This is a genomic window from Serratia sp. L9 (assembly GCF_050632285.1).
In the GTDB taxonomy this organism is placed as follows: domain Bacteria; phylum Pseudomonadota; class Gammaproteobacteria; order Enterobacterales; family Enterobacteriaceae; genus Chania.
Map to the genome: position 1 here is coordinate 1,023,154 of NZ_CP192591.1, position 25,734 is coordinate 1,048,887.

At 56.3% G+C, this 25,734-nt stretch carries 18 protein-coding genes and 3 pseudogenes; 10 read left to right on the top strand and 11 right to left on the bottom strand.

Features of this window, described 5'->3' with window-relative positions; genetic code table 11:
* The first annotated feature begins 7 nt into the window (after positions 1-7).
* The 4 genes and pseudogenes from xylA (at position 8) to ACQ86O_RS04810 (ending at position 4,552) form a co-directional block, all read left to right on the top strand.
* Positions 8-1,326: pseudogene (xylA, locus tag ACQ86O_RS04795) on the top strand (xylose isomerase).
* 90 nt (positions 1,327-1,416) lie between these two features.
* Positions 1,417-2,868: a xylulokinase gene (gene xylB, locus ACQ86O_RS04800; RefSeq protein WP_431224333.1), complete on the top strand. Its 1,452-nt coding sequence runs from the start codon at positions 1,417-1,419 to the stop codon at positions 2,866-2,868.
* A 151-nt stretch (positions 2,869-3,019) separates the two neighbouring features.
* The gene (locus ACQ86O_RS04805) at positions 3,020-3,586 is read left to right on the top strand and encodes a cysteine hydrolase family protein (RefSeq protein ID WP_431224334.1); all 567 of its coding nucleotides are present in this window, start codon (positions 3,020-3,022) and stop codon (positions 3,584-3,586) included.
* A 48-nt stretch (positions 3,587-3,634) separates the two neighbouring features.
* Positions 3,635-4,552 (top strand): GlxA family transcriptional regulator, encoded by a 918-nt coding sequence (locus ACQ86O_RS04810; protein ID WP_431224335.1) that lies wholly within the window; start codon positions 3,635-3,637, stop codon positions 4,550-4,552.
* A gap of 3 nt (positions 4,553-4,555) precedes the next feature.
* Here ACQ86O_RS04810 and ACQ86O_RS04815 read toward each other — a convergent pair whose 3' ends face one another.
* The gene (locus ACQ86O_RS04815) at positions 4,556-5,548 is read right to left on the bottom strand and encodes an acyltransferase (RefSeq protein ID WP_431224336.1); all 993 of its coding nucleotides are present in this window, start codon (positions 5,546-5,548) and stop codon (positions 4,556-4,558) included.
* 216 nt (positions 5,549-5,764) lie between these two features.
* Here ACQ86O_RS04815 and ACQ86O_RS04820 point away from each other — a divergent pair, with 216 nt between their 5' ends.
* Together ACQ86O_RS04820 and ACQ86O_RS04825 are read left to right on the top strand one after the other, a co-directional pair.
* The gene (locus tag ACQ86O_RS04820) at positions 5,765-7,009 is read left to right on the top strand and encodes an MFS transporter (RefSeq protein ID WP_431224337.1); all 1,245 of its coding nucleotides are present in this window, start codon (positions 5,765-5,767) and stop codon (positions 7,007-7,009) included.
* A 229-nt stretch (positions 7,010-7,238) separates the two neighbouring features.
* Positions 7,239-8,498 carry a tetratricopeptide repeat protein gene (locus ACQ86O_RS04825; protein ID WP_431224338.1) on the top strand — a complete coding sequence of 420 codons (1,260 nt, stop codon included), beginning with the start codon at positions 7,239-7,241 and terminating at the stop codon, positions 8,496-8,498.
* A 49-nt stretch (positions 8,499-8,547) separates the two neighbouring features.
* Here the strand turns inward: ACQ86O_RS04825 and exaC are convergent, their stop codons facing one another.
* From exaC to fdnG, 9 genes and pseudogenes are all read right to left on the bottom strand, one after another.
* On the bottom strand, positions 8,548-10,086 hold the full coding sequence (gene exaC / locus ACQ86O_RS04830; RefSeq protein ID WP_431224339.1) for an acetaldehyde dehydrogenase ExaC: 1,539 nt from the start codon (positions 10,084-10,086) through the stop codon (positions 8,548-8,550).
* A 223-nt stretch (positions 10,087-10,309) separates the two neighbouring features.
* Positions 10,310-12,151 (bottom strand): selenocysteine-specific translation elongation factor, encoded by a 1,842-nt coding sequence (gene selB / locus ACQ86O_RS04835; RefSeq protein ID WP_431224340.1) that lies wholly within the window; start codon positions 12,149-12,151, stop codon positions 10,310-10,312.
* Positions 12,148-13,538: pseudogene (gene selA, locus ACQ86O_RS04840) on the bottom strand (L-seryl-tRNA(Sec) selenium transferase). Before selA ends, selB begins: the two are co-directional and overlap by 4 nt.
* 77 nt (positions 13,539-13,615) lie before the next feature.
* On the bottom strand, positions 13,616-14,221 hold the full coding sequence (locus tag ACQ86O_RS04845) for a glutathione S-transferase (RefSeq protein WP_431224341.1): 606 nt from the start codon (positions 14,219-14,221) through the stop codon (positions 13,616-13,618).
* 97 nt (positions 14,222-14,318) lie between these two features.
* Entirely contained in the window at positions 14,319-14,984 is a 666-nt protein-coding gene (locus ACQ86O_RS04850; RefSeq protein WP_431225650.1) for a DcrB-related protein, read from the bottom strand.
* Positions 14,985-15,132: 148 nt separating this feature from the next.
* Positions 15,133-16,062: a formate dehydrogenase accessory protein FdhE gene (fdhE, locus tag ACQ86O_RS04855; protein WP_431224342.1), complete on the bottom strand. Its 930-nt coding sequence runs from the start codon at positions 16,060-16,062 to the stop codon at positions 15,133-15,135.
* The gene (gene fdoI, locus ACQ86O_RS04860; protein WP_431224343.1) at positions 16,062-16,697 is read right to left on the bottom strand and encodes a formate dehydrogenase cytochrome b556 subunit; all 636 of its coding nucleotides are present in this window, start codon (positions 16,695-16,697) and stop codon (positions 16,062-16,064) included. The genes fdhE and fdoI overlap by 1 nt, the downstream gene beginning before the upstream one ends.
* Positions 16,694-17,593, bottom strand: a complete 900-nt coding sequence (gene fdxH, locus ACQ86O_RS04865) for a formate dehydrogenase subunit beta (RefSeq protein ID WP_431224344.1) — start codon at positions 17,591-17,593, stop codon at positions 16,694-16,696. Before fdxH ends, fdoI begins: the two co-directional genes overlap by 4 nt.
* Before the next feature lie 12 nt (positions 17,594-17,605).
* Positions 17,606-20,652 (bottom strand): annotated as a pseudogene (gene fdnG / locus ACQ86O_RS04870) (formate dehydrogenase-N subunit alpha).
* A 169-nt stretch (positions 20,653-20,821) separates the two neighbouring features.
* On the opposite strand from fdnG, the gene fdhD reads away from it, so the two are divergent.
* The 4 genes from fdhD to yiiM all read left to right on the top strand — a co-directional run bounded on the left by fdhD (position 20,822) and on the right by yiiM (position 25,249).
* Positions 20,822-21,649 carry a formate dehydrogenase accessory sulfurtransferase FdhD gene (fdhD, locus tag ACQ86O_RS04875; RefSeq protein ID WP_431224345.1) on the top strand — a complete coding sequence of 276 codons (828 nt, stop codon included), beginning with the start codon at positions 20,822-20,824 and terminating at the stop codon, positions 21,647-21,649.
* Between the two features lie 128 nt (positions 21,650-21,777).
* Positions 21,778-22,401, top strand: a complete 624-nt coding sequence (gene sodA, locus ACQ86O_RS04880) for a superoxide dismutase [Mn] (RefSeq protein ID WP_431224346.1) — start codon at positions 21,778-21,780, stop codon at positions 22,399-22,401.
* Positions 22,402-22,522: 121 nt separating this feature from the next.
* Positions 22,523-24,448 (top strand): methyl-accepting chemotaxis protein, encoded by a 1,926-nt coding sequence (locus ACQ86O_RS04885; RefSeq protein WP_431224347.1) that lies wholly within the window; start codon positions 22,523-22,525, stop codon positions 24,446-24,448.
* A 129-nt stretch (positions 24,449-24,577) separates the two neighbouring features.
* Complete coding sequence (gene yiiM, locus ACQ86O_RS04890) at positions 24,578-25,249, top strand: 6-hydroxyaminopurine reductase (protein WP_431224348.1); 672 nt, start codon at positions 24,578-24,580, stop codon at positions 25,247-25,249.
* A gap of 99 nt (positions 25,250-25,348) precedes the next feature.
* Here the strand turns inward: yiiM and ACQ86O_RS04895 are convergent, their stop codons facing one another.
* Positions 25,349-25,711 carry a YibL family ribosome-associated protein gene (locus tag ACQ86O_RS04895; protein WP_431224349.1) on the bottom strand — a complete coding sequence of 121 codons (363 nt, stop codon included), beginning with the start codon at positions 25,709-25,711 and terminating at the stop codon, positions 25,349-25,351.
* Positions 25,712-25,734 lie beyond the last annotated feature (23 nt).

Below are 25,734 nucleotides of genomic sequence, written 5' to 3' on the forward strand. Positions count from 1 at the left end.
GTCACCAATGCAATCCTATTTTGATCAGCTTGAGCAGGTTCGTTACGAAGGTACCAGCAGCACCAATCCTTTGGCTTTCCGCCACTACAACCCCGATGAAATCATCCTTGGTAAACGCATGGCCGATCATCTGCGTTTTGCCGCCTGCTACTGGCACACCTTCTGCTGGAACGGGGCAGACATGTTCGGCGTGGGCGCTTTCGACAGGCCCTGGCAGCAACCGGGCGATGCGCTGGAGTTAGCCAAACGCAAAGCCGATGTGGCGTTTGAGTTTTTCCACAAGCTGAATGTTCCTTACTACTGCTTCCACGATATCGACGTTTCGCCAGAAGGAGCCACGCTGAAAGAGTATCAGAACAACTTTGCCGTCATGGCCGAAGTATTAGCCGAAAAGCAGCAAAGCAGCGGCGTAAAACTGTTGTGGGGGACGGCCAACTGCTTCACCCATCCGCGCTACGGGGCAGGAGCTGCAACCAACCCGGACCCGGAAGTCTTCAGTTGGGCCGCCACCCAGGTGTTTACCGCCATGAACGCCACCCACCAACTGGGCGGTGAAAACTATGTGCTGTGGGGCGGGCGCGAAGGTTATGAAACCTTGCTCAATACCGATTTGCGCCAGGAACGCGAACAGATTGGCCGCTTTATGCAGATGGTGGTTGAGCACAAGCATAAAATCGGCTTCCAGGGCACACTGCTGATCGAACCTAAACCGCAGGAACCGACCAAGCATCAGTATGATTACGACGTTGCGACGGTGTATGGGTTCCTCAAACAGTTCGGCTTGGAGAAAGAGATCAAGGTCAACATTGAAGCCAACCACGCCACGCTGGCTGGCCATTCGTTCCACCATGAGATTGCCACCGCCATCGCATTGGGGATCTTTGGCTCGGTCGATGCCAACCGTGGCGATCCGCAACTGGGCTGGGACACCGATCAGTTCCCGAACAGCGTGGAAGAGAACGCGCTGGTCATGTTCGAAATCCTCAAGGCTGGGGGCTTTACCACCGGGGGCTGAACTTTGACGCCAAGGTACGCCGCCAGAGCACCGATAAATATGACCTGTTCTATGGCCATATCGGGGCGATGGACACCATGGCACTGGCGCTGAAAGTGGCCGCTCGCATGGTAGAAGACGGCAAACTGCATCAGCAGGTCGCCAAACGTTATGCCGGTTGGAACGGTGAGCTGGGCCAGCAAATTTTGCAGGGCAAGCTGTCGTTGGAAGCCTTGGCGCAGTACGCTGAGCAACAGACTCTGGCGCCACAGCATGTCAGCGGACATCAGGAAAAACTGGAGAATCTGGTTAACCGCTACCTGTTTGGCTAACACTTCTGTTGCAGCCCCTCTCCCCGCAAGGGAGGGGGAACCTGCTTGCTGGTGGGTGGGAGCTCACCGCTCTTTAAAGGACTCGCGCTCATGTATATTGGAATCGATCTAGGCACTTCCGGTGTGAAAGTCATCCTGTTAGGTGAGCAAGGTCAACTGCTTGCCAGCCACGGCGAACCACTGCCCATCTCGCGCCCCCATCCCTTATGGTCTGAACAATCACCCCAGGATTGGTGGCAGGCTACCGATCGCGCCATGCTGGCATTGGCAAAGCTTCACGATCTGCAACAGGTAAAAGCCATCGGCCTGACGGGTCAGATGCATGGCGCAACGCTGTTAGATAAACAGCAACGGGTATTACGCCCGGCAATTCTCTGGAACGATGGCCGCAGCTTTGCCCAATGCCAGATGTTGGAAGAAGCGGTGCCCAATTCGCGCGAAATAACCGGCAACCTGATGATGCCCGGCTTTACCGCCCCCAAATTGCTGTGGGTTAAAGAGCATGAGCCCGAGATCTTCCGCCAGATTGATAAGGTGTTATTGCCGAAAGATTACCTGCGTTGGTGCATTACCGGCGAGTTCGCCACTGATATGTCCGATGCCGCTGGCACGCTATGGCTGAACGTCGCACAACGCGATTGGAGCGATGTGATGCTCAGTGCCTGCGGGCTGACGCGCGAGCAGATGCCGGTACTGTTTGAAGGCAACCAGAGGATCGGGCAGGTGAATGTCACGCTGGCCAAACACTGGGGGATCGCCCCGGTGCCGGTGGTCGCTGGCGGCGGTGACAATGCCGCCGGAGCCATTGGCGTTGGGTTGTATCAGGCCGGGCAGGCCATGCTGTCGCTTGGCACTTCCGGGGTTTACTTCGCGGTTAGCGACGGCTTTCTCAGCAACCCGGCCAGCGCGGTGCACAGCTTCTGCCATGCGCTGCCACAGACCTGGCACCTGATGTCGGTGATGCTCAGCGCAGCGTCCTGCCTGGATTGGGCCTGCCAGCTAACCCACGTAGACAGTGTCGCCACCCTGCTGCACAACGTCGAACAGGCCGAACCTGCCGAAGCGCCGCTGTGGTTCTTGCCCTATCTTTCCGGTGAGCGCACGCCACACAATAACCCGAATGCCAAAGGGGCATTCTGGGGCTTTACCCACCAGCATGGGCCAAACGATCTGGCCCGAGCGGTACTGGAAGGCGTGGGTTTTGCACTGGCGGATGGTATGGACGTGCTGCATGCCAGCGGCTTGCAGCCCTCATCCATTACCCTGATTGGCGGTGGCGCACGTAGCCCGTTCTGGCGTCAGATGCTGGCAGATATCAGCGGCCAGCGGCTGGAATACCGTACCGGCGGTGACGTTGGCCCAGCCCTGGGTGCCGCGCGCCTGGCACAGATTGCGATGAACCCCAGCAAGCCACTCAACGTTCTGCTGCCTGAACTGCCGTTGGAGCAGGTGCACGAACCGGATACAGAACGGCACCAATACTACGCGCAACGGCGCAACACCTTCCGCGAGCTGTATCGCTGCCTGCTGCCGCTGATGTGACCCTTCGCCAGCCCCTCACGCAATGGATGGGGGCTGCGCTCCGTCCTCCCAATTCGGTCCGCTATTGCCCTAATCATGGCCGTTTCTGACCTTCTTTTAGGCCTACTGTTGGCGCAGTATGGTGTTACACCTAACTGAAGGAGGGCCGAAAATGTCACATAGCGCGTTATTGATCATCGATGTTCAACAATCCTTTCAACATCGCCCGTTCTGGCAGGAAGACCAACTGCCTGCATTTGAACAGGCACTGACACGCCTGATTGCGGGTTGCCAGCAACAGGGAGTGGCACTGGTTGATGTATTCCACGTCTCACCCGAAGGGCCGTTTTCTTTGGCATCCGGCTATGTACAACACCTGCCTTTCCTCAACCATCAGGCCGATATTACGGTACATAAACGGGTGCACAATGCGCTGACCGAGTCGGGCCTGGATAACTGGCTGCGGGACCGCCAGATCGACCATCTGATCATCAGCGGGATCCGCACCGAGCAGTGCTGCGAAACCACCACCCGCGTCGCCTCTGATTTAGGGTATAAGGTCACTTTCGTGACCGAAGCCACACTCACCTTCCCCATGCATCATCCAGACGGTGGCCTTTTCACCCCCGATCAGTTAAAACGGCATACTGAAACTGTTCTGGTTGACCGCTTTGCCACCATTGCCAGTGTCGATGAGGCGTTGGCGCAGATTGCACAGCAAGCTCAAATCAATAAATAAGTCGCCATCCCCCTCACAATACATTTAGCTGCTAAACAGGACGGTGTTATGCCCAGAGCCGTATACTTTCTGATGCTCCCCAACGTGCTGTCACTGGATGTCAGTGGCCCGGCGGAAGTACTGCGGCTCTCCGGGCAGTTCCAATTGCACTATGTCAGCCCGGTGCCGCAGATTACCTGTTCCATCGGCATGACCATCGGCCAGTTGGCCCCATTACCGCAGCAGTGGGCAGACGGGGATATTTTGGTGATACCAGGGGTAGCAGACTCGCAGCGCTTCTTGGCCAATGAGGAAGCAGAACTGGCCCGTCGTTGGCTGCGGGCCCTGCGCCCGGCCCTGGCACAGCGGCAGATCGGGCTGGTTTGTGTCTGTTCCGGCGCCCTATTGGCCGCGCAGGCAGGGTTGCTGGACGGTTACCATTGCACCACCCATCATGATCTACTCGACCGCCTTCGCCAGCAGGCACCGGCCGCACAAGTGAAAGAAAACCGGATTTTTGTGGAGGATCGCGGGGTGTTCACCAGCGCCGGGATCACTGCCGGTATCGATCTGGCCTTGCACCTGGTAAATCAATATTGCGGCGCCGACCGGGCGCTGGATATCGCCCGCGAGATGGTGGTTTATTTCCGCCGTTCCGGCGACGATCCGCAGCTTTCGCCCTGGTTACGCTATAGAAACCATCTGCACCCAGCCGTACACCGGGCGCAGGATGTGATGGCCGCTGAACCCGAAGCCGAATGGTCGGTTCCCCGGGTGGCAGAAAAGGCCCACGTCAGCAGCCGCCATCTGGCACGGTTATTTCGTATCCATATCGGGATCAGCGTACGGGAATATCATGAACAACTGCGGCTGGCGGTAGCTCAACAGCGCCTGCAGCAGGGTTACGGCCTGGAAAAGGCCGCGCTGACGGCAGGCTTCTCGTCGGGCCGCCAACTGCGGCGGGCACAACAGCGCTGGCAGCGGTGACTTTCAGGAAACCAGCCGCCGGGTATCCAGCTTCTGCAATCCCATCGACAACAGCAGGCTGAGGCCAAGCGCCATGCCAAACACCCAGAAAATATCCAGCAGCGGGTGCGCAGGGAACTCCCAATGCCTATTACGCATCAGGTTGACGATCATGGCGTGAAAACCGTAGATCGCCAGCGAATGGCGGGAGATAACACCAAGCCAGCCGATCGGGTTCGGCAAGCAGTTCTTAACCCACACCAGCAGAGAAACCGCAGCCACAAACACCAACGGGCCGGTATAAATATAAAAGGTATCCGCAAAGCTGCCGTTGATAAACATCTGGCTCTTGGTGCCACGGATAATCAGGATCACGCTCAGCGCAAAACCCGCGGCCGCCAACAGGCTCAGGCTGCGCCGCTGGGTTTCCAGCAGGCCAATCGCCCGGCCCGCCAGGGCGTACAGCAGGTAATAGAAGGTATCACCAACGATATACAGGTTTACCGGCAGCAGGCGCACCTGCTCCACCGTCAGCTTGCTGGTATTGGGGTTGGCAATAATCGCCAGGATAACAATCACCCCCGCCAGATAACGGCCAGACACCGGTTTGACGCTGATCAGGGGAGAAAGCAGGTAGATAACCGCAATCGCATAAAAAAACCACAAGTGATAAAACACCGGCTTTTGTAAAATGGCCTGCAGCGAAGGCCAAAACCCAATACGGGTAAATAGGGCAATATAAATCAGGGCAATAACGCTGTAGAAAACAATGCAGCAGGCGATGCGGATAAAATGTTTTTTACTGGCACTGCGCTCACCAAAAAACAGAAAACCGGAGATCATAAAGAACAACGGCACACCCACGCGAGAAAGCGAGTTTAATACATTAGCCATATCCCAGTTATGCTCACCGACTTGGATACCGGTGGTGACGTAATAGGTGGTGGCATGGATCATCACCACCATCATGCACGCCACCGCACGCAGATTATCTATCCAACCAATTTTATTGCTCATTAACGCCTATAATTCTGTCATAGAAAAATGTTAACCAAAGGTTATAGCGCCAGAAAGCGGAGCACAACGTTTGAGCGCAATATCAGAATGTGCTTAAACATAACCTTATTATTGCCAAGGGTGACAATTGGCGGCAAAATAGCCGCCATAACTCGCTCAGATTGCGCTCCCGCCCTGGCAGTTCCTTATTTCTTCTTTGCTATCAGTAAAATAAAAATGAAAATCTCTTTACCACCTGCGGCACGTTTGGGCCGACAGGCGCTTTTATTCCCACTTTGTCTGGTGCTGTTCGAGTTTGCGACCTATATCGCAAACGATATGATTCAGCCCGGTATGCTAGCCGTGGTTGCGGATTTCAACGCCGGTGTGGAATGGGTGCCGACCTCAATGACCGCCTATCTGGCTGGCGGTATTTTCCTGCAATGGCTATTGGGACCATTGTCAGATCGCCGTGGCCGCCGCCCGGTCATGCTGGCCGGGGTGGCCTTCTTTATCGTGACCTGTCTGGCGATCTTACTGGTTACCAACATTGAACAATTTATCATTATGCGTTTCCTGCAGGGGATTGGCCTGTGCTTTATCGGCGCGGTCGGCTATGCCACCATCCAGGAATCGTTTGAAGAAGCAACCTGTATCAAGATAACCGCGCTGATGGCTAACGTGGCGTTGATCGCCCCGTTGCTCGGCCCGCTGGCCGGTGCCGCCTGGGTTCACGTCGCCCCCTGGCAGAGTATGTTTGTGCTGTTTGCGGTGTTGGCAGCTATCGCCTTTGTCGGTTTGTACAAAGCGATGCCGGAAACCGCCACGCTGCAGGGAGAAGCCTTCTCGGCAGCCAACCTGTGGCGAGATTATCGCCAGGTGCTGGTTAATCGCCGCTTTATCTGCGGTTCGCTGGCCATCGGTTTTGCCAGTCTGCCGCTGCTGGCGTGGATTGCCCAATCGCCGGTGATCCTGATCAAAGGCGAGTCACTTTCCGCCTTGGACTATGGGTTGTTGCAGATCCCGGTGTTTGGCGCGCTGATCCTCGGCAACCTGACGCTGGCGCGCCTGGCTGGCAAATTCAGCATTGAACGCCCGATTAAGCTGGGTGCCTGGCCGATGCTGCTGGGCCTGCTGATCGCCGCATTGGCCACGGTATTTTCCGCTCATGCCTATCTGTGGATGACCGCCGGCCTGAGCTTGTATGCTTATGGCATCGGCCTGGCAAACGCCGGTTTATACCGTCTGACGCTGTTTTCCAGTAACGTCAGCAAAGGGGCGGTATCGGCGGTTATGGGCATGCTGAGCATGTCGGTTTTCACCGTGGGGATTGAGCTGGCAAAGTTGGCTTATGTCTGGGGCGGCAACGGGCTGTTCAGTCTGTTCAATTTGCTCAGTGGCCTGTGCTGGTTGACGTTAACCGTCTTGTTCCTCAGTAAACACCGTGGCGGAGTAACACCCACCCCGAGTACGGCGCAATAGTTTCATTATAGAATCAGGGCTTTTGGAGTTGATTGAGCCACAGAGCCTTTTAGCAGTATGGATACACGCTGGCTTGCTTAACCGGCAAGCTGTTTTTAAGGGGGCATGGATCGCCCTGTTTTGCTCAGGCCCCCACATTTCGATCATGTATACCCCACGTCATTGGAGTGGCAGCCAACAACGCTGCAACTTCAAGTAAGAAAGGTATATCAATGTGAGGCTAGCTACGATGCACCCTTTTCAAAAGACCAACCCGCCCCTGCAAGAGCAGCGCCTTAATCTGCTGGCCCAGCAGTATCGTGACGCTATTGCGCAAAATGATTTTGCCGCCGGTAAAGTCATCGCAGAAGTTACGCTGCGCCTGGTACCACGCAACCCCGATGTGCTTGCCAGCTATGCGCTGTGCCTGATGCGCACCGGGGAGTATCAGAAATCCTATAAAACCTATAAGAAGCTGCTGCAAAGCCTGCCGTTCGAACAGTTGCCAGAGACGATGATCGACGGTTTGGCAGAGGTCTGCGGGTGGTTGAATCGACCAGAAGAAGTGCGCCGTTATGGCCTGCTCTCACTGGAGCACGGCGATAAAAAATTCGGGGCCGGGCCTGCTTACCCGTTACCAGCACCACGGCCACCCGCCTTTAATCCGCAGAACCCGCAAGAGAACGTCATCGCCTTCACTTTGTTTGGCGCGCTGGTGCGTTACTGCGAAAGTGCCGTGGTGAATGCCAGAGCCAGTAAAACGCTGTTCCCTGCCTGGCAATGCCGTTTTTATCTGGATGACAGCGTGCCGCAGGAAATTCAGCAACGCCTGCTGGCGGAAGGGGCGCAAGTGATCAAGGTTGAGGGGGAACAGCATCAGAGCATCCCACCGCTGATGTGGCGATTCCTGGTACTTGACGATCCCAAGGTCAAACGTTACCTGATCCGGGATGCCGACTCACTGCTCTCAGAGCGGGAACAGGCGGCAGTAGAAGCCTGGTTGCAGAGCGATCGTTGGTATCACCATATGCGCGATTACTTTACTCATACCGAGCTGTTACTGGCGGGAATGTGGGGTGGATGCCGTAATGAAAACCTGCCTTCGATCATCGATCAGACCCGTGTCTATCTGAGCCAACAGGAAGGGCACCGGCGCTTTGTCGATCAATATTTCCTGCGTCAGTATCTTTGGCCCACCCTCAAGCAGAGCCTGCTCAATCACGATGAGCTGTTTGGCTTCCATGATGCCCAACCCTATCCTGCCCACCCGCCGATCCGTTGGCAGACAGATAAATTCCATATCGGCAGCAATGCCAGCTATCAGTTGGCCGGCACTCCAAGCCAGAAAAACGACGGTGAGATACAACGTTGGGAGGTGCTTGATGAGCAGGGCAACCGCTTATGCCAGTACGCCAGTCCGGTAAAAAACCACGAGTGGCGGGAACTGATGCCATTCTTCCTGCTTGATCCGGTGATGGCAGGAGAATGGCAGTTACGTAATATCGATTAATACAGCGGGGCGGCCGCATCGGGCCGCCCCCTTATCCCCTATTCAGGGCTTAGAACAGGCCCATCGGTTTTTCGGAGTAGCTCACCAGCAGGCATTTGGTCTGCTGATAATGCTCCAACATCATCTTATGGGTTTCACGCCCGATACCGGACTGTTTATACCCGCCGAACGCCGCATGGGCCGGATAGGCATGATAGCAGTTGGTCCAGACGCGGCCCGCCTGAATGTTACGCCCCATCTGGTAGGCAATATTGCCGTTGCGGCTCCACACCCCGGCCCCCAGGCCATAATCGGTATCATTGGCCAGCGCCAGCGCTTCATCCATATCTTTGAAGGTGGTCACCGCCAGCACCGGGCCGAAAATCTCCTCCTGGAACACTCGCATGCTGTTCTTGCCAAACAGGATGGTCGGTTCAAGGTAATAGCCTTCTGCCAGCCCGCCATCCAGCGCTTTGCGCCGCCCACCGGTCAGCACCCGTGCCCCTTCCTGCTTACCGATCTCGATATAATTGAGAATGGTCTTCATCTGCCCTTCGGAGACCTGCGCCCCCATTTGGGTACTGGCATCCAGAGGGTTACCGCTGCGGATACTCTCTACCCGCTTGATAGCCCGCTCCATAAAGCGCTCATAGATGGATTCCTGCACCAGCGCACGGCTCGGACAAGTACAGACTTCCCCCTGGTTGAAGGCAAACAGCGCAAAGCCTTCCAGCGCCTTGTCGAAGAAAGAATCCTCTTTATCCATCACGTCGGCAAAGAAGATATTGGGCGATTTGCCCCCCAGCTCCAGAGTCACCGGGATAATGTTCTGAGTCGCGTAGCCCATGATCTGGCGGCCGACTTCGGTGGAGCCGGTAAAGGCCACTTTGGCGATGCGCTTGGAGGTCGCCAGATATTCCCCTACCTCTCCACCCGCGCCATTGACCACGTTGATCACCCCTGGCGGCAGAATGTCCTGGATCAGTTCCATCAACATCAGCACCGACAGCGGCGTCAGTTTGGCCGGTTTCAGCACGATGCAGTTACCCGCCGCCAGTGCCGGGGCCATCTTCCAGCAGGCCATCAGCAGCGGGAAGTTCCACGGGATAATTTGCGCCACCACACCCAGCGGTTCGTGGAAATGGTAGGCCACCGTTTCGGCGTCGATCTCGCTGATACCGCCTTCCTGGGCCCTGACGCAGGCAGCAAAGTAGCGGAAGTGATCGATAGCCAGCGGGACATCGGCGTTAGCCGTTTCACGAATAGGTTTGCCGTTATCCCAGGTCTCTGCCGCCGCCAGCAGATCGATATTCTGCTCCATGCGGTCAGCAACCCGGTTAAGCAGGTTGGCACGCGCCTGTACCGACATTTTGCCCCAGGCGCCTTTGGCATTGTGGGCCGCATCCAGCGCCAGTTCGATATCTTGTGCAGAAGAGCTGGCCACTTCGCACAGCGCCTGGCCGGTGATCGGCGTCAGGTTGGTAAAATATTCGCCCTGTACCGGCGGCACCCATGCGCCACCAATAAAGTTATCGTAGCGTTTTTTCAACTTGAGGGGGAACCCGGTATTTTCAGGCGTGACGTGACTTGCCGTAGTGGTATTCGCCATTGTTATCTCCTTTTTACGCAGCAGCAACCTTACCGCCGGTGGGCGGTAAGCAGGTTCGCAGCCAGTTGGCCGCCAATCCGTGAAAAACGTAAGAAGCTGAATCTGGGAAAATATCGCTACACAAAAGATAGGTGAATAGCGGGAGCAATGGCGAAATAATAGTCACATGCGCGAGGGTGGTCACAATCTTTTAAACTGGGTGCAACATTCTGCATCCATAATTTCAACCACCAAACAGCCCACTGTCCCGCAGCAGGTGCTGATTCCCCCTGCGGCGGGTAAAACCACTGCGATCGAAAAACTCCAACACCTGGATCGCCAGCTTACGGCCTACGCCCAACCGATCGCGGAAATCACCGGCATTGGTGCTGCCCTGTGTGTTATGCAGCTCACGGATCAGCGTAGCAAACTGTTCAATGCGTTGGCTCAGGTAGTAACGATCCACCACCACTGCGGTGACATGCCCCAACTGGGCCGCTTTACGTAATGTGGCGCGAACGCTGTTTTCTTCTTCGCCCAGCGAAGCTGCCAGATCGCGTACCCACCACGGCTCTTCGCCAAACAGCGGTTCGATACGCCCCCAGAGCGCCTGTTGCTCACCACTAAACGCCAAACCGTGTTCCGGCAGATGCAGCCAGCCGCGCGTATTGCGCAGTAAACCTGCCGCCAGCAGCCGATCGATCATCATAAATACCAATGCTTCATCCAACGCTGGCAATGCCATGCGGCGCAGCCTGGCGCGGCCCAGCCCAAGCTGATCGCCATGTTGCTGGTGGTATTCAGCCAGCACCTGCAACAAATGCTGTTCTTTTTCCTGCACCTGGGCCGGGGCCAAGGCCATGTGACCGGCGATGAGCAGGGCATAACCAGCCAGCAGTTGTTGCAGGCCCGGATCGGTCAATTGCCGTGCCCAGGCAAATGCGGCCAGATCCAGCGCGCCACCCGGCAGGCGCAAATCCAGCACTTGCCCATCGCTTTGTGCCTGAGCCAGCGCGGCCAGCCAGGCCAGGTAATCCAGTTGGCGCTTCCCCCGTTTCGGGGACGAGAGCACCAGCACACGTGCGGCTCCCAAGGTTTGGCGAGCGCCGATATCGCGCAGCACCAACCGATCGTTCTCCACCAGCCACAGCGGGCGATCGAGGATCAACTCCGCCAGATTGCCAGTGAGTAACGCAATGCGGCCCGTAATATGGCTGGCCGCATGGTGAATATGCAGCGATTGCCAATGTTGTAACGGCACGTCAGCGTCAATCTCCACCAAAATGCGCTCTGCTGCGCCTGGTGGTTGTTGCTCCAGCAGCCAGTCGCCACGCGTTAGCTGCTCTTTACTGACATCACCGCTGATATTAAGCGCGATACGCTGGCCGGCAAACGCCTGTTCAACCGGCTGATTCTGCGCATGCAAGCCCCGAACCCGCACCGGCCGCTCTGCGCCGGTCAGCCACAGCGTATCCCCCAGCGCCACGCTGCCGCCAAGTGCCGTCCCGGTCACCACCAGCCCTGCGCCTTTCACACTGAAAGCACGGTCTACCGCCAGACGAAAACGGCGTGCCTGCAGGTGCTCGCCGGGTTGCAGCGCCAACAGATGCTGGCGCAATGCATCAATGCCTTCCCCTTGCGCCGCCGCAGTGACAAACAGCGGCGCATCCTGCCAGCCCTGTTGCGCCAGCTCTGCCAGCACCTGAGCACTGACTTCAGCCACGCGCACGTTATCTACACGGTCGGCTTTGGTCAGCGCCACCGTCAATTGCGCTCTCCCACTCAGGCGCAAGATCGCCAGGTGTTCGCGGGTTTGCGCCATAACGCCGTCGTCACAGGCCACCACCAGCAGCGCATGATCGATGCCGCCAATGCCAGCCAGCATATTGCCAAGGAATTTTTCATGGCCGGGAACGTCGATAAATCCCAGCACCCGGCCATCGGGCTGCGGCCAATAGGCATAACCAAGATCGATGGTCATGCCACGGCGCTTCTCTTCCGGCAGGCGGTCGGCATTGATGCCGGTTATCGCCTGTAATAAAGTGGTTTTGCCATGATCGACATGGCCTGCGGTAGCAATAATCATGCGCTCAACGCCTCAACCAGTGCGCCCTCCTGTTCCAGGCAGCGCAGATCGAGCCACAGTTTGCCGTCGTTGATGCGGCCAATCACCGGTTGTGGCAAGCTGCGCCAGCGCTGTGCCAAACCTTCTAAGGTTGCGCCACGGCCATCGAGCGGGGTAAAGGTCAGGGCATAGCTTGGCAGGCGATCCACCGGCAGGGAGCCGCTGCCAATCTGTGACCAGCACGGCTCACTACGCAGTTCGAAGTGGCCGGCAAACTGCGGGGCCAACTGGCTCAACAAGCGCTCTGCGGCATCCTGCATTGCCTGCTGCGGGCGGGTCAGTAACCGCAGTGTCGGCAGATGTTCTGCCAGCAATTCAGGTTGTTGATACAGGCGCAGCGTGGCTTCCAACGCCGCCAGCGTGATTTTGCCAACGCGTAAAGCACGCTTCAGTGGATGCTGTTGCAGGCGCGCAATCAGCTCCTTTTTACCCACGATAATCCCGGCCTGTGGCCCCCCAGCAGTTTATCGCCGGAGAAGGTCACCAAATCGACCCCTGCGGCGATCAAACGCTGCGGCATCGGTTCGGCTGGCAGGCCATAGCGTGCCATGTCAATCAATGAGCCACTCCCCAGATCGGTCGCCACCGGAATGCCCTGTTCGTGGCCCAATTGCGCCAGCTCGGTTTCTTCTACCGATGCAGTAAACCCCTGAATGCTGTAATTACTGGTATGTACCTTCATCAACAGCCCGGTTTGCTCGTTGATGGCAGAACGATAATCTTTCAGGTGGGTGCGGTTGGTGGTGCCGACCTCCACCAGTTGGCAGCCAGCCTGACGCATAACGTCCGGGATACGGAACGCGCCGCCAATCTCCACCAGTTCGCCACGTGACACCACCACCTGCTGGCCTGGCGCAATTGCCGCCAGCATCAACAGCACCGCCGCTGCGTTATTATTGACGATGCAGGCATCCTCCGCCCCGGTAAGCTGGCACAGCAAATCTGCGATGGCCCGATCGCGATGACCACGGCCTGCGCCGTCCAAATCATATTCCAGCGTAACGGCAGTGCCCATGGTGCTGACCACGGCTTCAATCGCCGGTTGTGCCAGCAGAGCGCGCCCCAGGTTGGTATGCAGCACGGTACCGCTGAGATTAAACACCGGTTGCAGCGCCAGGCGTTGTTGTTGGTTCAGCCGTGCATGCAGCGCCTGCGGCCAATCCTGGCACCAGGCAGGCAACTGTTGCTGCGTCTTGATGGCTTCACGTGCCTGCGCTTGCATCTGGCGCAGCAGCTCGCTGATTAACGTCTGGCCGTGTTTGGCTACGGCAGGCTCAACGGCAGGATCGCGCAGCAGGCGGTCGATGGCAGGTAACTGGCTGTATAGTTGCTGGGATTCAGTGCTCATGGTCGCTCGGTTTTCAGTGTCCGGTTATCGGCAAGCTGGCTTATTGGCGCCTTATCGGGTGCGCTCGATTTGCCTCATCAGGGAGGCATTGTACGGGCAAAGCTTTCTCGGGCGAACAAGCGTTCCGCCAATTTGACCAATTCTGGACGCCCGACGCACCAATTGGGGATAATACGCCGAAGATTCAGATAACCCAACGCACAACCGGTGGCAATATCCGCCAGCGTAATCTGTTCTGCGTTAAGTAATTTTTTCTCCTGCGCCAACGCTTCCAGCGCGTCCAGGCCGTGTAGGACCTTTTCACGCTGGCGTAATACCCAACTCTCATCCTGCTTTTCTGCCGGGCGCTGGCTTTCACGGAACAGCGCACTCGCCGCTTCGGTTACGCCATCTGCCAGGGCTTCAACCTGGCGGACAGGTAACGCGGCATGGCGATCGATTGGCAGAAAGGCCGGAGCGCAGGCCAGCAGTTCAAGATATTCGGCGATCACGCGTGAATCGTAAAACACCTCGCCATCGTCGGCGACCAACGCCGGGACTTTGCCCAGCGGATTATATTCCACCACCCGGCTGCCCGGTTCATAGGGCGGATCGTTAACAAACTCAAAGACGATCCCCTTCTCTAACAGCATGACCGAAATCTTGCGTACAAAAGGGCTGGTATAACTGCCAATAAGCTTCATCAATCCGTCCCCCGATGTATTCCACTTCAAGCTGCAGGGCTGCAACTCGAACACTGACGCTGATCTGTTCCCTCTCCTCGGGGAGAGGGGCGCTACGCTATTTTACCTGCATGGTATCAATTATCCGCCCTACCAAAGCTTGATGTAACTCCGGTGTTTTCGCTGGCGATAGCATCTGCAGTGTCACAACCCGTTTATTGAACACCGTCAGCAGAATGGTGGAAATCACTTTCTGCCCGCTTACGCTCTGCTCAGTATCCAGCCGGTGGAACTTCTGCTTACCGACGGTGAAATTCTCTTCTTTGGTTTTCTTGATGTTTTGATAGCGGTCTGACAACTCGGTAATAATGCTTTGCGTCAGCTCTTTCAGCATCGCATCGCTGGTATTGAGCTTCATGCCTTCCGGCGGGATCACTTCCGAAGTCACGGTACGCTGGCGCGCTTTACCGTCCAGGTACAGCTGAATGGTCGATTTGTTGTCGTTGATAATCCCGCTTAGCTTGGTTTGATCGCTAAAACCCGGTGGCAATTCAAAGGTAATGAGGCCTTTTTGCAGCGAGACGCTAAGGCCGGGTGCGGGGACGGGTTTAGGGGGTTCCACAGGCGCTGGAGGCGGTGGAGGAGCTGGCGCTACCGGTTGCGTAACCACCGGCTTGGGCTCTGGCTTGGGTAGTTCCGGTTTTTTGCTGTCCTGGTTATCACAGGCCACCAGCCCGGCAAGCAAAACAGCCAGCACCGTACATTTGGCAAAGGTCTTCAACATCATCCCGTTCCTTTCACGTTGCTCGTTATGGCGTAACCGTAGCAACTCGTCCCGGGGTTTGCCAGATGTGTAATCCGAAATTAACGCTATGCCCCTCACTCCAACTCTCCCCGTGGGAGAGGGTCAGGGTGAGGGTGGGAGGAAGATGTTACTCCCCTGGGAACAGGAACGGGTTGATGCTGCTACGGGCAAAACCTTCGTCTTCCATCTTGGCATCCAGGATAAGCGAAGCCAGATCGTCAGCCACCGCTTCAACCTGCGGGTCTTTTTCCTGATAGAGGATCTTCAGGTAAGTGCCGCAGTCACCACAGCTCTCCGCTTTCACCGCTGCCTGCTCACTTTCCAGTGACCAGTAGTTGAGATCGCGCGTTTGCTCGCAGTTACTGCATTTCACCCGCACCACATGCCATTCGCTGTCGCACAGGTTGCAGTGCAGATAACGCAGGCCATTTACTGTGCCAATGTGCACCACGCTTGAGACCGGAATGCTACCGCAGACCGGGCAGAACTGGCGGTGTTCGCCGTATTCGGCACGCGCCTTGCCAGGGATCTGGCTGGCCATCTGTGCCCAATACAGCGACAGTGCAGCCCAGAGGAACGGGGCTTTATCGCTGCCCACTTTCGCAAACTCGCCTTTCAGCAAGGCGCTGGCCAACAGTTCCAGCTCATGGGCTGAGGATTTCTCCAGGTTATCCAGCACCGCCAGCACGTGTTCCGGTGCCTGTGGGCGCAATTCTGCGATCAACGAAACCAGCAGCTTATGCCAGTGTTCAGTGCGTGGATAGACGCTCGCATCCAGCGGAGGCTTGCCGCTGGCGGCACTTTGGGCCAGCGTTTCGCTGAGATCCAGCACCAACGGGTTATCGTGGCAGGCGTTGTGCTGAGCCTGCGCAATGCTGGCGGCAAAGTTAAGATAATCGCCCAGCGGGTGATCTGTCGCCAGTTGGCGCAGACGCTCGGCTCGGCGGGTATAAAGGCTCTTCAAATTGGCGAAAAGTAACGGCGGAATGGTTTCCGCCGTTGTGGACTTCTCGCGCTGTGCCCCTAACTCTTCTTTAGGAACGATGCGGATACTCATCAGGGTTTATCTTCCTGTTGTTTCTCGCGGACCTCACGGTACCAGCGCGGATGATGCTTCTTGGCCCAGGCAGCCGGCACCCAACCTTCCACCATCGCGGTAATGGTGCCTTTTACCCACAGAGCGGCGTAAATGTGCACCATAATCACGATGATCAACCCCACTGCAGCCAGCGAATGCACTAACAGCGCAATGCGGATCAGCGGGATAGGGAATGACGGGGCAAAGTATGGCCGCCAGATAACGACACCACTGGCCAATAACAGCACCAGACTGATAATCGCCGCCCAGAATACGCATTTCTGACCGAAATTATAGCGCCCAGTATCGCCCACTTCTTCATTCATAGCTATTTTATGAATGTTTTTGGCCCAGACGATGTCTTCCCGGTTGATCAGATTATGCTTCCAGTAGCGCAGGAACATCAGCAGGAACGCCACGAACATGATCACCCCGGTGAAGGGGTGAAGAATGCGTGCCAGTTGCGGCGTACCGAAGATATTCAGCAACCAGTTGAAGGAAGGGAACAGGAACCCCAACCCGCTGATGGCGACAAAAATGAAGCAGAACGCCACAATCCAGTGGTTAATCCGCTCCGGCGCACTGTAGCGCTGAATTGGCTTTTCCTTCCTCATTTGCGCGTCTCCTCATCATGCAAGTCTTCCTTCTCTTCCTCTTCGACGCGGTTTGGCCCCACGCCGACGTAGTGGAAGATACTGGCTGCAAAAGTGGCCGCAAAGCCGATCGCGGCCAGCGGTTTCCATATGCCTTTCCAGAAGGTGACCGCCGGGCTGATGGTCGGGTTTTCCGGCAGGCCGTGATACAACTGCGGTTTATCCGCGTGATGCAAGACATACATCACGTGAGTACCGCCCACGCCCTCAGGATCGTACAGACCCGCATTCTGGAAGCCACGGGTTTGCAATTCGCCGACACGCTCAGCCGCGATATTTTTCATCGCCTCTTTGGTGCCGAAGTGAATCGCTCCGGTCGGGCAGGTTTTCACACAGGCCGGTTCCTGGCCAACGCCCACACGGTCAACGCACAGGGTGCATTTGTACACCCGATTGTCTTCCGGGTTCATGCGCGGCACGTCGAACGGGCAACCTGCGATGCAGTAACCACAGCCGATACAGTGTTCAGACTGGAAATCCACGATGCCGTTGGCGTACTGGATGATCGCCCCTTCCGCCGGGCAGGCCTTCAGGCAGCCCGGATCGGCACAGTGCATGCAGCCATCCTTGCGGATCAGCCACTCCAGCTTGCCGTGTTCCTCGACTTCAGAGAAACGCATCACCGTCCACGACTTGGCGGTCAGATCGGCGGGGTTGTCATAAACCCCGACGTTGTAGCCCACTTCATCGCGGATATCGTTCCATTCGGAACAGGCTACCTGGCAGGCCTTGCAGCCGATACAGGTAGTGACATCAATCAGCTTGGCCACTTCTTCCTGGTGGTCGCGCGCACGCGGTGCCGGTGTGAAGCCGTTAGTCGCGGATTTACGAATGATGTCTTGAGATTGCATTGCCATAATTCGTCTCCGTTACACCTTTTCCACGTTAACCAGGAACGCCTTGAACTCCGGCGTTTGCGTATTGGCGTCGCCAACGAACGGCGTCAGCGTATTGGCAAGAAAGCCTTTCTTCGCCACCCCTTCGTAACCCCAGTGGATTGGGATACCGATGGTGTCTACATCCTGACCGTGCACCTGCAGCGTGCGAATACGCTTGGTCACTACCGCCTTGGCTTTGATAAAGCCACGGTTGGAGCTGACTTTTACCGTATCGCCGTGTTTGATGCCTTTTTCTCTGCCAGCTTTTCGCCAATTTCCACAAACTGTTCCGGCTGGGTGATCGCATTGAGCAACGCATGCTTGGTCCAGTAGTGGAAATGCTCGGTCAGACGATAAGTGGTGCCGACATACGGGAACTTGTCGGATTTACCCATCTCGGCCAGATCGTCTTTGAACACGCGCGCCGCCGGGTTAGACACCACGTTCGGATGCAGCGGGTTGGTGCCGAGCGGTGTTTCAAATGGCTCGTAGTGTTCCGGGAACGGCCCTTCGGCCATTTTGTCGATGGCGAACAGGCGGCCCATCCCTTCAGGCTGCATGATGAACGGCCCAACGTCGCTGTCCGGTGCGGCAGCGCTGTAGTCCGGGATATCCGCCCCGCTCCACTTGGCCCCATCCCACGCCAGCAACTGGCGTTTGGCATCCCACGGCTTGCCTGAAGGATCGGCAGAGGCACGGTTATACAGAATGCGGCGGTTGAGCGGCCATGCCCAGGCCCAGCCCAGCGTATTGCCCAGGCCAGAAGGATCGGCATTGTCGCGGCGTGCCATCTGGTTGCCCGCAGGCGTCCAGCTACCGGCAAAGATCCAGCAGCCACTTGAGGTGGTGCCGTCATCGCGCAGGTGTGCGAAGGTGCTGAGCTGCTCGCCTTTCTTCGCCAGCACTTTGCCTTCAGGATCCAGAACATCGGCCAACGCACGGCCATTGCTCTCCATCGCCACTTCTTCCGGTGCCGGGTTGTCTGGCGTCTGGTAATTCCAACTCATGTTCAGCACTTGCTCAGGCACCGCACCGCCGTCTTGGGTATACATCGCGCGCAGGCGCATCAGCAACCCTGCCAGGATTTCACCGTCATTCAGCGCTTCACCCGGGGCATCGGCCCCTTTCCAGTGCCATTGCAGCCAACGGCCAGAGTTGACGATCGAACCGTTTTCCTCAGCAAAGCAGGTGGATGGCAGGCGGAACACTTCGGTTTGGATTTTCGAAGGATCGACTTCATTGAACTCACCGTGGTTCTGCCAGAAGTTGGCGGTTTCGGTGTTCAGTGGATCGATGGTCACCAGGAACTTCAGTTTGGCCAGCGAGGCCACCACTTTGTTCTTGTTCGGGAACGAAGCAACCGGGTTAAAGCCCTGGCAGATATAGCCGTTGACCTTACCTTGCGACATCATCTCGAAATACTGCAGGACGTCGTAGCCTTTGTCCCACTTCGGCAACCAGTCAAAGCCCCAGCTGTTTTCCTTCTGTGCCTTATCACCGTAGAAGCTCTTCATCAGGCTGACGAAGAATTTCGGGTAGTTGCCCCAGTAGTTAACCTGGTCTGGCAGCGTCGCCTTCGGCGTATTGGCTTTCAGGTAGGTGTCCAGATCGGCCTGTTTCTCGGAGGGCAGCGTCAGATAGCCCGGCAGGCTTTGCGACAGCAGGCCGAGATCGGTCAACCCCTGGATATTGGAGTGGCCACGCAGTGCGTTCACACCGCCGCCCGCCATGCCCATGTTACCGAGCAGCAGCTGGATCATCGCCATGGTACGGATGTTCTGCGAACCCACCGAGTGCTGTGTCCAACCCAGGGCATACAGGAACGACGCCGTCTTGTTGTGGGCGCTGGTTTCTGCGATATATTCGCAAACCTTGAGGAAATCTTCGGTTGGCGTGCCGCAGATGTTGGTCACCACCTCTGGCGTATAACGGCTGACATGCTGTTTCAGCATATTCCATACGCAGCGGGGATCCTGGAGCGTGAGATCGCGCTTGGCAAAGCCATTCTCATCCAGTTGGTAGTTCCAGGTGGTTTTATCGTACTTGCGGGTATCTGCGTCGTAACCGCTGAACAGGCCATCGTCAAAGGCAAAATCTTCCCGCACCAGCAGGCTGGCGTTGGTATAGGCGTTGACGTATTCGGCGTTGATCTTGTTGTTGGTGATCAGGTACAGCAAGACGCCCGACAGGAAAGCAATGTCGGTACCGGAACGAATCGGCGCATAGAAATCCGCCACCGACGCGGTACGGGTAAAGCGCGGATCGATCACGATCAACTTGGCTTTATTATGGATTTTGGCTTCCATCGCCCAGCGGAATCCCACTGGATGCGCTTCTGCCGCATTACCGCCCATAACAACAACCAAATCGGCGTTTTTGATATCAACCCAGTGGTTGGTCATCGCACCGCGACCAAATGTTGGAGCAAGACTTGCTACCGTTGGTCCGTGTCAGACACGCGCCTGGTTATCTACGGCAAGCATGCCGAGAGCGCGACTAAATTTTTGGGTCAGGTATCCGGTTTCGTTGCTGGAGGCTGAAGCACATAGCATGCCGGTCGTCAGCCAACGGTTGACGGTAACGCCTTGTTCGTTGGTTTTAACGAAGTTGGCATCACGGTCTTCTTTCATGAGTTTAGCGATACGGGTGAAGGCGTCGTCCCAACTGATCCGTTGCCATTTGTCGGAGCCGGGAGCGCGATATTCTGGGTATTGGAGGCGGCTTTCGCTGTGGATGAAGTCCACCAGGCCAGCACCTTTCGGGCAAAGTGCACCACGGTTTACCGGATGATCCGGATCCCCTTCGATGTGGAAAATACTTTCTTTGGCGTTTTTAGCGCCATCACCAAGGCTGTACATCAACAGCCCACAGCCGACGGAACAATATGTACAGGTATTACGGGTTTCACGGGCGCGCAGCAGTTTGTACTGCCGGGTTTCCGCTAACGCCACCGCCGGGTTAAAACCCAGCGCGGCTACCGTCGTCCCTGCCATACCGCCAGCGCAGATCTTAAAGAACTGCCTTCTGCTGACCTGCATGGAGGTCTCCTTTCACTCTGGTTGTCACATTGTTTCAAATGGCGCTTTCCCCTCAAAGCGGGAAGCGCTAATATCACTAAAATTCTTATTTGGTTTGGCCAAAAGGCCGTAACGACGCTGCAATATTACCATAACATACGTGTGGTTGTTACAAACAGGTGCCATTTTAGTGAACAAATTTAACCAAGAACAGACCCTGAATGAGACCGAGCTCACAGGCTTGATCAAGGCCCCGGTATACCAACGCGGGCAATTGGACACCGCGCAGCACGATTGGCTGGCACAAGAGGTGCCCGTCGCTCTGGTCTATAACGGTATTTCCCACGTGGTGATGATGTGTACGCCAAAGGATCTGGAGGCGTTCGCCCTGGGTTTCTCCCTGTCAGAAGGCATTATCGAATCACCACAAGATATTTACAGTATAGAGACTAATCCGACCTGTAACGGTCTGGAGGTGCAGATTGAGCTTTCCAGCCGCCGTTTTACCGGCCTGAAAGAGCGCCGACGCGCTATGGCAGGCCGCACTGGCTGCGGCGTTTGTGGCATTGAGCAATTGGCAGACATCTTCCGCCCGGTGACGCCTTTACCCTTCACCCAGAACTTCTCGCTGAGCAATCTCGACCATGCCCTCGGCCAATTGCGCCAGATCCAAAACGTTGGCCAACTTACCGGATGTACCCACGCGGCAAGCTGGATCTCGCCGCAAGGTGAACTGATGGGGGGATGTGAAGACGTTGGCCGCCATGTGGCTCTGGACAAAATGCTCGGCATGCGCGCCGAACAGGGTTGGCAGCAAGGGGCTATTCTGGTTTCCAGCCGCGCCAGCTACGAGATGGTGCAAAAATCCGCCATGTGCGGCGCCGAGATCCTGTTTGTGGTTTCTGCTGCCACCTCGCTGGCAGTGGAAATAGCCGAACGCAGCAACCTGACACTGGTGGGATTCAGTAAACCTGGCCGGGCAACGGTGTTTACTCATCCGCAGCGCATTACCGATTAACGTATAAACCTCACAATGAGTAGGGCATTGATAATCATTTTCAATATCATTTAATTAATTATAATGCATCATACTGCTTACGCGGTGCTCACACTTTGCGCCGCCCAAAACCACTGGAGATGATGATTATGAGTTATTCACTGCCATCCCTGCCTTACGCATACGACGCACTGGAACCGCATTTCGACAAGCAGACGATGGAAATCCATCACACCAAACACCACCAGACCTACGTCAACAACGCTAACACCGTGCTGGAAGCTTACCCTGAGCTGGCTTCGCTGAGCGTAGAAGAGCTGATCCAGGATCTGGATAAAGTTCCTGCTGACAAACGCACCTTTATGCGTAACAACGCAGGCGGCCACGCTAACCACAGCCTGTTCTGGAAAGGCCTGAAAACCGGCACCACGCTGGGTGGCGATCTGAAAGCAGCTATCGAGCGCGATTTCGGCAGCGTTGAGAAATTCCAGGAAGAGTTCGAGAAAGCCGCAGCCACCCGTTTTGGTTCCGGTTGGGCCTGGCTGGTACTGAAAGGCGACAAACTGGCCGTAGTTTCTACCGCCAACCAGGATAGCCCGCTGATGGGCGAAGCCGTTTCTGGCGCTTCAGGCTTCCCGATCGTTGGCTTGGACGTGTGGGAACACGCTTACTACCTGAAATTCCAGAACCGCCGCCCAGACTACATCAAGGCATTCTGGAACGTGGTCAATTGGGACGAAGCAGCAAAACGCTTCACCGAAGCCAAAAAGTAATTCGCTTCTCCCTGATGATGCCCGCTGATGCGGGCATTTTTTTGCCTATTCACCGCTAAAGTTTAACCAATTTTTGCCGATGGTTTGTTCAATTGACCATCGCCTAAAGAAGGAAAATATCATGGCGGCACTGAAGGCATTGGCAGGAAAATTCGTTCATCTCACCGTGGGTAAAAAACTCGGTCTCGGATTTTTTCTGATGTTGTTACTGGCGATCGTTATCGCTGGCACCGGGATCTACTACCTTAATCTTATCGAATCACGCACCAACCGTATCGATTTCAGCTATCAGCTGAATGAAGAAATCAACCAGGCCAAATATAGCCGCGCCATGTATGGCCAGACTTACCAGGCCGAGCATATCAATAGCAACCGTACCCATATCGAGAATGCGGTGAAACTGATCACCCACGCTCAGAATATGGATTGGGACCGGCAGAGCCGCAAGGATCTTGAGCGCCTGGTTACCCTGATAGGGGAATACCAGCAACAGCAGCGACAGTTCGAAAAAGCCGTAGCAGAGAAAGATGCGGTACGGGCGAGTTGGAATATGTCCGAAGTACAGGATACCCTCAGCCAGGTTGAACGCCAGTTGACCAATAGCGATCTGCAACTGGCCTTTATCCAGTTGAACCAGAAACTCACCCTGATCCGTTATGGCGCACGCGGCCTGCTGCTGAGCCTGAACAGTGAAGCACAAGCTCCCCTGATGAACGCCATCGCCGACGCCCAAAGCCTGGCCAACGAACTGAACCAGCGCCTGGGTGAAAGCCAGAAACCGCTGTTACAACCCCTGATAAGTGCCTTGGAAACTTATGAAGAGCGTATTGCCGCTTATCTGCCAGCCTATGAAAAAGAGCTGAAAATCAGCCGGCAGTTAGGCAGCCGTGCCCAGGAGATCGGCACCCTGGTCACCACCTTTATGAAAGATGAGCTGGATCAGACCCACAACAATATCAATACTGCGCAACTGCAGATGACCATCACCACCCTGATTGCGATTATTGCCGGTTTGCTGGTTTCATGGCGTATCACGTTGCAGATCACCCGCCCATTACATAGCACGCTGGAGCTGGCGGAACGCATTGCCACCGGCGACCTGCGTCAGGCGCAAACCAGCACCCGCCGCGACGAACTGGGGCAGTTGCTCAATGCTGTGGCAGCGATGAGCCAGAACCTGCGCGATATGATTGAGAAAATCCAGATGGGGGTGACCCAGGTTTCCACTGCCGCGGGTGAAATCGCTGCGGGTAACACCGATCTCTCCTCGCGAACCGAACAGCAGGCCGCAGCGGTAGAAGAAACCGCCGCCAGCATGGAGCAGCTCACTGCCACGGTGAAACAGAACGCCGACAACGCCCACCATGCCAACCAACTGGCAACTGATGCCTCACAGACGGCACAACAGGGCGGTAAACTGGTCAGTAGCGTGGTCAGCACCATGCGTGATATTTCCAGCAGTTCACAGCGGATTGCCGAAATTACCACCTTGATCAATGGGATTGCCTTCCAGACCAACATTCTGGCCTTGAATGCCGCCGTCGAGGCCGCCCGTGCCGGTGAGCAAGGGCGTGGCTTCTCAGTAGTAGCCAGTGAGGTAAGAAACCTGGCGCAACGAAGCGCTCAGGCAGCTAAAGAGATTGAAGGGCTGATCGCCGAATCCGTCAACCGGGTGCAGACCGGCACCGCGCTGGTGGAAGACACGGGTAACACGATGGAACAGATCGTCCGCGCCGTCACTCATGTACGCGATATCATGACCGAAATTGCCGCCGCCTCGGACGAACAGACCAAGGGTATCGCACAGGTCGGCCAGGCAATCGTGGAAATGGATCACACGACCCAGCAAAACGCGGCGCTGGTGGAAGAATCCGCAGCCGCCGCCGATTCACTGGAAGAGCAGGCTGAAATGTTGCTGCAAAGCGTGGCGGTATTCCGCCTGGCAGAAAACAGCTCGCCGGTTGAGGTGAAGGCTGCCCCACTCAAAACCGCTACCCCAGCCAAGCCAAGCACCAACGCCGACGAAGACAACTGGACCACCTTCTGACCCCCTCACCCGCCCGGTACTTTCCGGGTGGGTTATTCTGTTCCTGCCAACCAACTCAGGCTATTCTAAGGACCACCGCGCCCGCTAACAGGGCCAGATATCGCTAGACGGCAGGTACAGGAGGCTAGCATGCATTACCCAGACGTATATCTCGGTTCAATCCGGCCCTATGAGGGTGGGCGGCCAAGCGCCATCGCCAAACATCTGGTGGAAGGTGCAGTGCATCTCACCCCGCTGGGTCTGGCAGGGGATGAACAGGCCGAAAAAAGCTATCACGGTGGGCCGGATCGCGCCTTGTGCCACTATCCGCGTGAGCATTATGACCATTGGCGCCAACAGTTCCCGGTTCAGGCAGAACAGTTCTACTCCCCGGCGTTTGGCGAAAATATTTCGACTCTAGGGCTCACTGAGCACAACGTATTTATGGGGGATATCTTCCGTTGGGGTGAAGCGCTGATCCAGGTCACGCAACCGCGCTCCCCCTGCTACAAGCTCAACTACCATTTTGATATCGTGGATATGTCAGTTCTGATGCAACAGACAGGCCGCTGCGGTTGGCTCTATCGCGTGGTTTCTGCCGGAGCCGTCAGTCGTGCTCAGCCGCTTGAGTTGGTAGCCAGAAATAGCGATGTTTCCGTTGCCGAGGCGATCGGGATTGCCTGGCATATGCCGTTCGATGAAGAGCAGTATCGCCGTCTGTTAGCGGTCGCGGGGCTTTCCGCCAGTTGGAGTAAGACCATGCTGGCACGCCTGACCACCGGCAAAGTAGAAGACTTTAATCGCCGTCTGCTTGGCCGCTGAGGTAGCTTGCTGGAGTGAAAACGGGTGCAGAATGCACCGCTCGGCTGGGGCTGAAAGGTTCCCCTCAACGCACCGATGAAAGGGAACCGTAAACGGTAATCAGAACGCTTTTTTTGCGTAGCCAGTCACCACTTTCAGGCCCATTTCGCGCCCCAAGGCCGTCATTGGATGCACCACGATCAGGCCGCGGGCGCTTTTCTTCAGCGCTCCCATATCTGCCTGCTCTTTCTTGGTGATCTCACGGCTGAACGGCAGTTGGCTCAACTTCTGCGCTTCCGTACTCAGTTTCTCCACTCGCACGTTTTTCAGACGCTCAATTTCGGCGGCCAGCTTCTCTTTTTCTTTCATGTGTTGCGCAATCAGGTCGGGGTTGCCCTGTTGGATCACGACAGCATCTTTATGGTTCAGTGCGTCCAGCAGGTCGCTCAGGCGCTTAATCTCTGCCTTTTCTTTCTCTTTCATTGTCTTTGGCCTGTTTTGCTCAA

Excerpts from the sequence above, each read along its gene's own strand:
- ACQ86O_RS04845 (WP_431224341.1), bottom strand. The coding sequence starts at position 14,221 with ATGAAGCTTATTGGCAGTTATACCAGCCCTTTTGTACGCAAGATTTCG.
- exaC (WP_431224339.1), bottom strand. The coding sequence starts at position 10,086 with ATGGCGAATACCACTACGGCAAGTCACGTCACGCCTGAAAATACCGGG.
- fdoI (WP_431224343.1), bottom strand. The coding sequence starts at position 16,697 with ATGAGGAAGGAAAAGCCAATTCAGCGCTACAGTGCGCCGGAGCGGATT.
- ACQ86O_RS04895 (WP_431224349.1), bottom strand. The coding sequence starts at position 25,711 with ATGAAAGAGAAAGAAAAGGCAGAGATTAAGCGCCTGAGCGACCTGCTG.
- ACQ86O_RS04885 (WP_431224347.1), top strand. The coding sequence starts at position 22,523 with ATGGCGGCACTGAAGGCATTGGCAGGAAAATTCGTTCATCTCACCGTG.
- sodA (WP_431224346.1), top strand. The coding sequence starts at position 21,778 with ATGAGTTATTCACTGCCATCCCTGCCTTACGCATACGACGCACTGGAA.
- ACQ86O_RS04820 (WP_431224337.1), top strand. The coding sequence starts at position 5,765 with ATGAAAATCTCTTTACCACCTGCGGCACGTTTGGGCCGACAGGCGCTT.
- selB (WP_431224340.1), bottom strand. The coding sequence starts at position 12,151 with ATGATTATTGCTACCGCAGGCCATGTCGATCATGGCAAAACCACTTTA.
- ACQ86O_RS04815 (WP_431224336.1), bottom strand. The coding sequence starts at position 5,548 with ATGAGCAATAAAATTGGTTGGATAGATAATCTGCGTGCGGTGGCGTGC.
- ACQ86O_RS04825 (WP_431224338.1), top strand. The coding sequence starts at position 7,239 with ATGCACCCTTTTCAAAAGACCAACCCGCCCCTGCAAGAGCAGCGCCTT.
- fdxH (WP_431224344.1), bottom strand. The coding sequence starts at position 17,593 with ATGGCAATGCAATCTCAAGACATCATTCGTAAATCCGCGACTAACGGC.
- yiiM (WP_431224348.1), top strand. The coding sequence starts at position 24,578 with ATGCATTACCCAGACGTATATCTCGGTTCAATCCGGCCCTATGAGGGT.
- ACQ86O_RS04850 (WP_431225650.1), bottom strand. The coding sequence starts at position 14,984 with ATGTTGAAGACCTTTGCCAAATGTACGGTGCTGGCTGTTTTGCTTGCC.
- ACQ86O_RS04805 (WP_431224334.1), top strand. The coding sequence starts at position 3,020 with ATGTCACATAGCGCGTTATTGATCATCGATGTTCAACAATCCTTTCAA.
- xylB (WP_431224333.1), top strand. The coding sequence starts at position 1,417 with ATGTATATTGGAATCGATCTAGGCACTTCCGGTGTGAAAGTCATCCTG.
- fdhE (WP_431224342.1), bottom strand. The coding sequence starts at position 16,062 with ATGAGTATCCGCATCGTTCCTAAAGAAGAGTTAGGGGCACAGCGCGAG.
- ACQ86O_RS04810 (WP_431224335.1), top strand. The coding sequence starts at position 3,635 with ATGCCCAGAGCCGTATACTTTCTGATGCTCCCCAACGTGCTGTCACTG.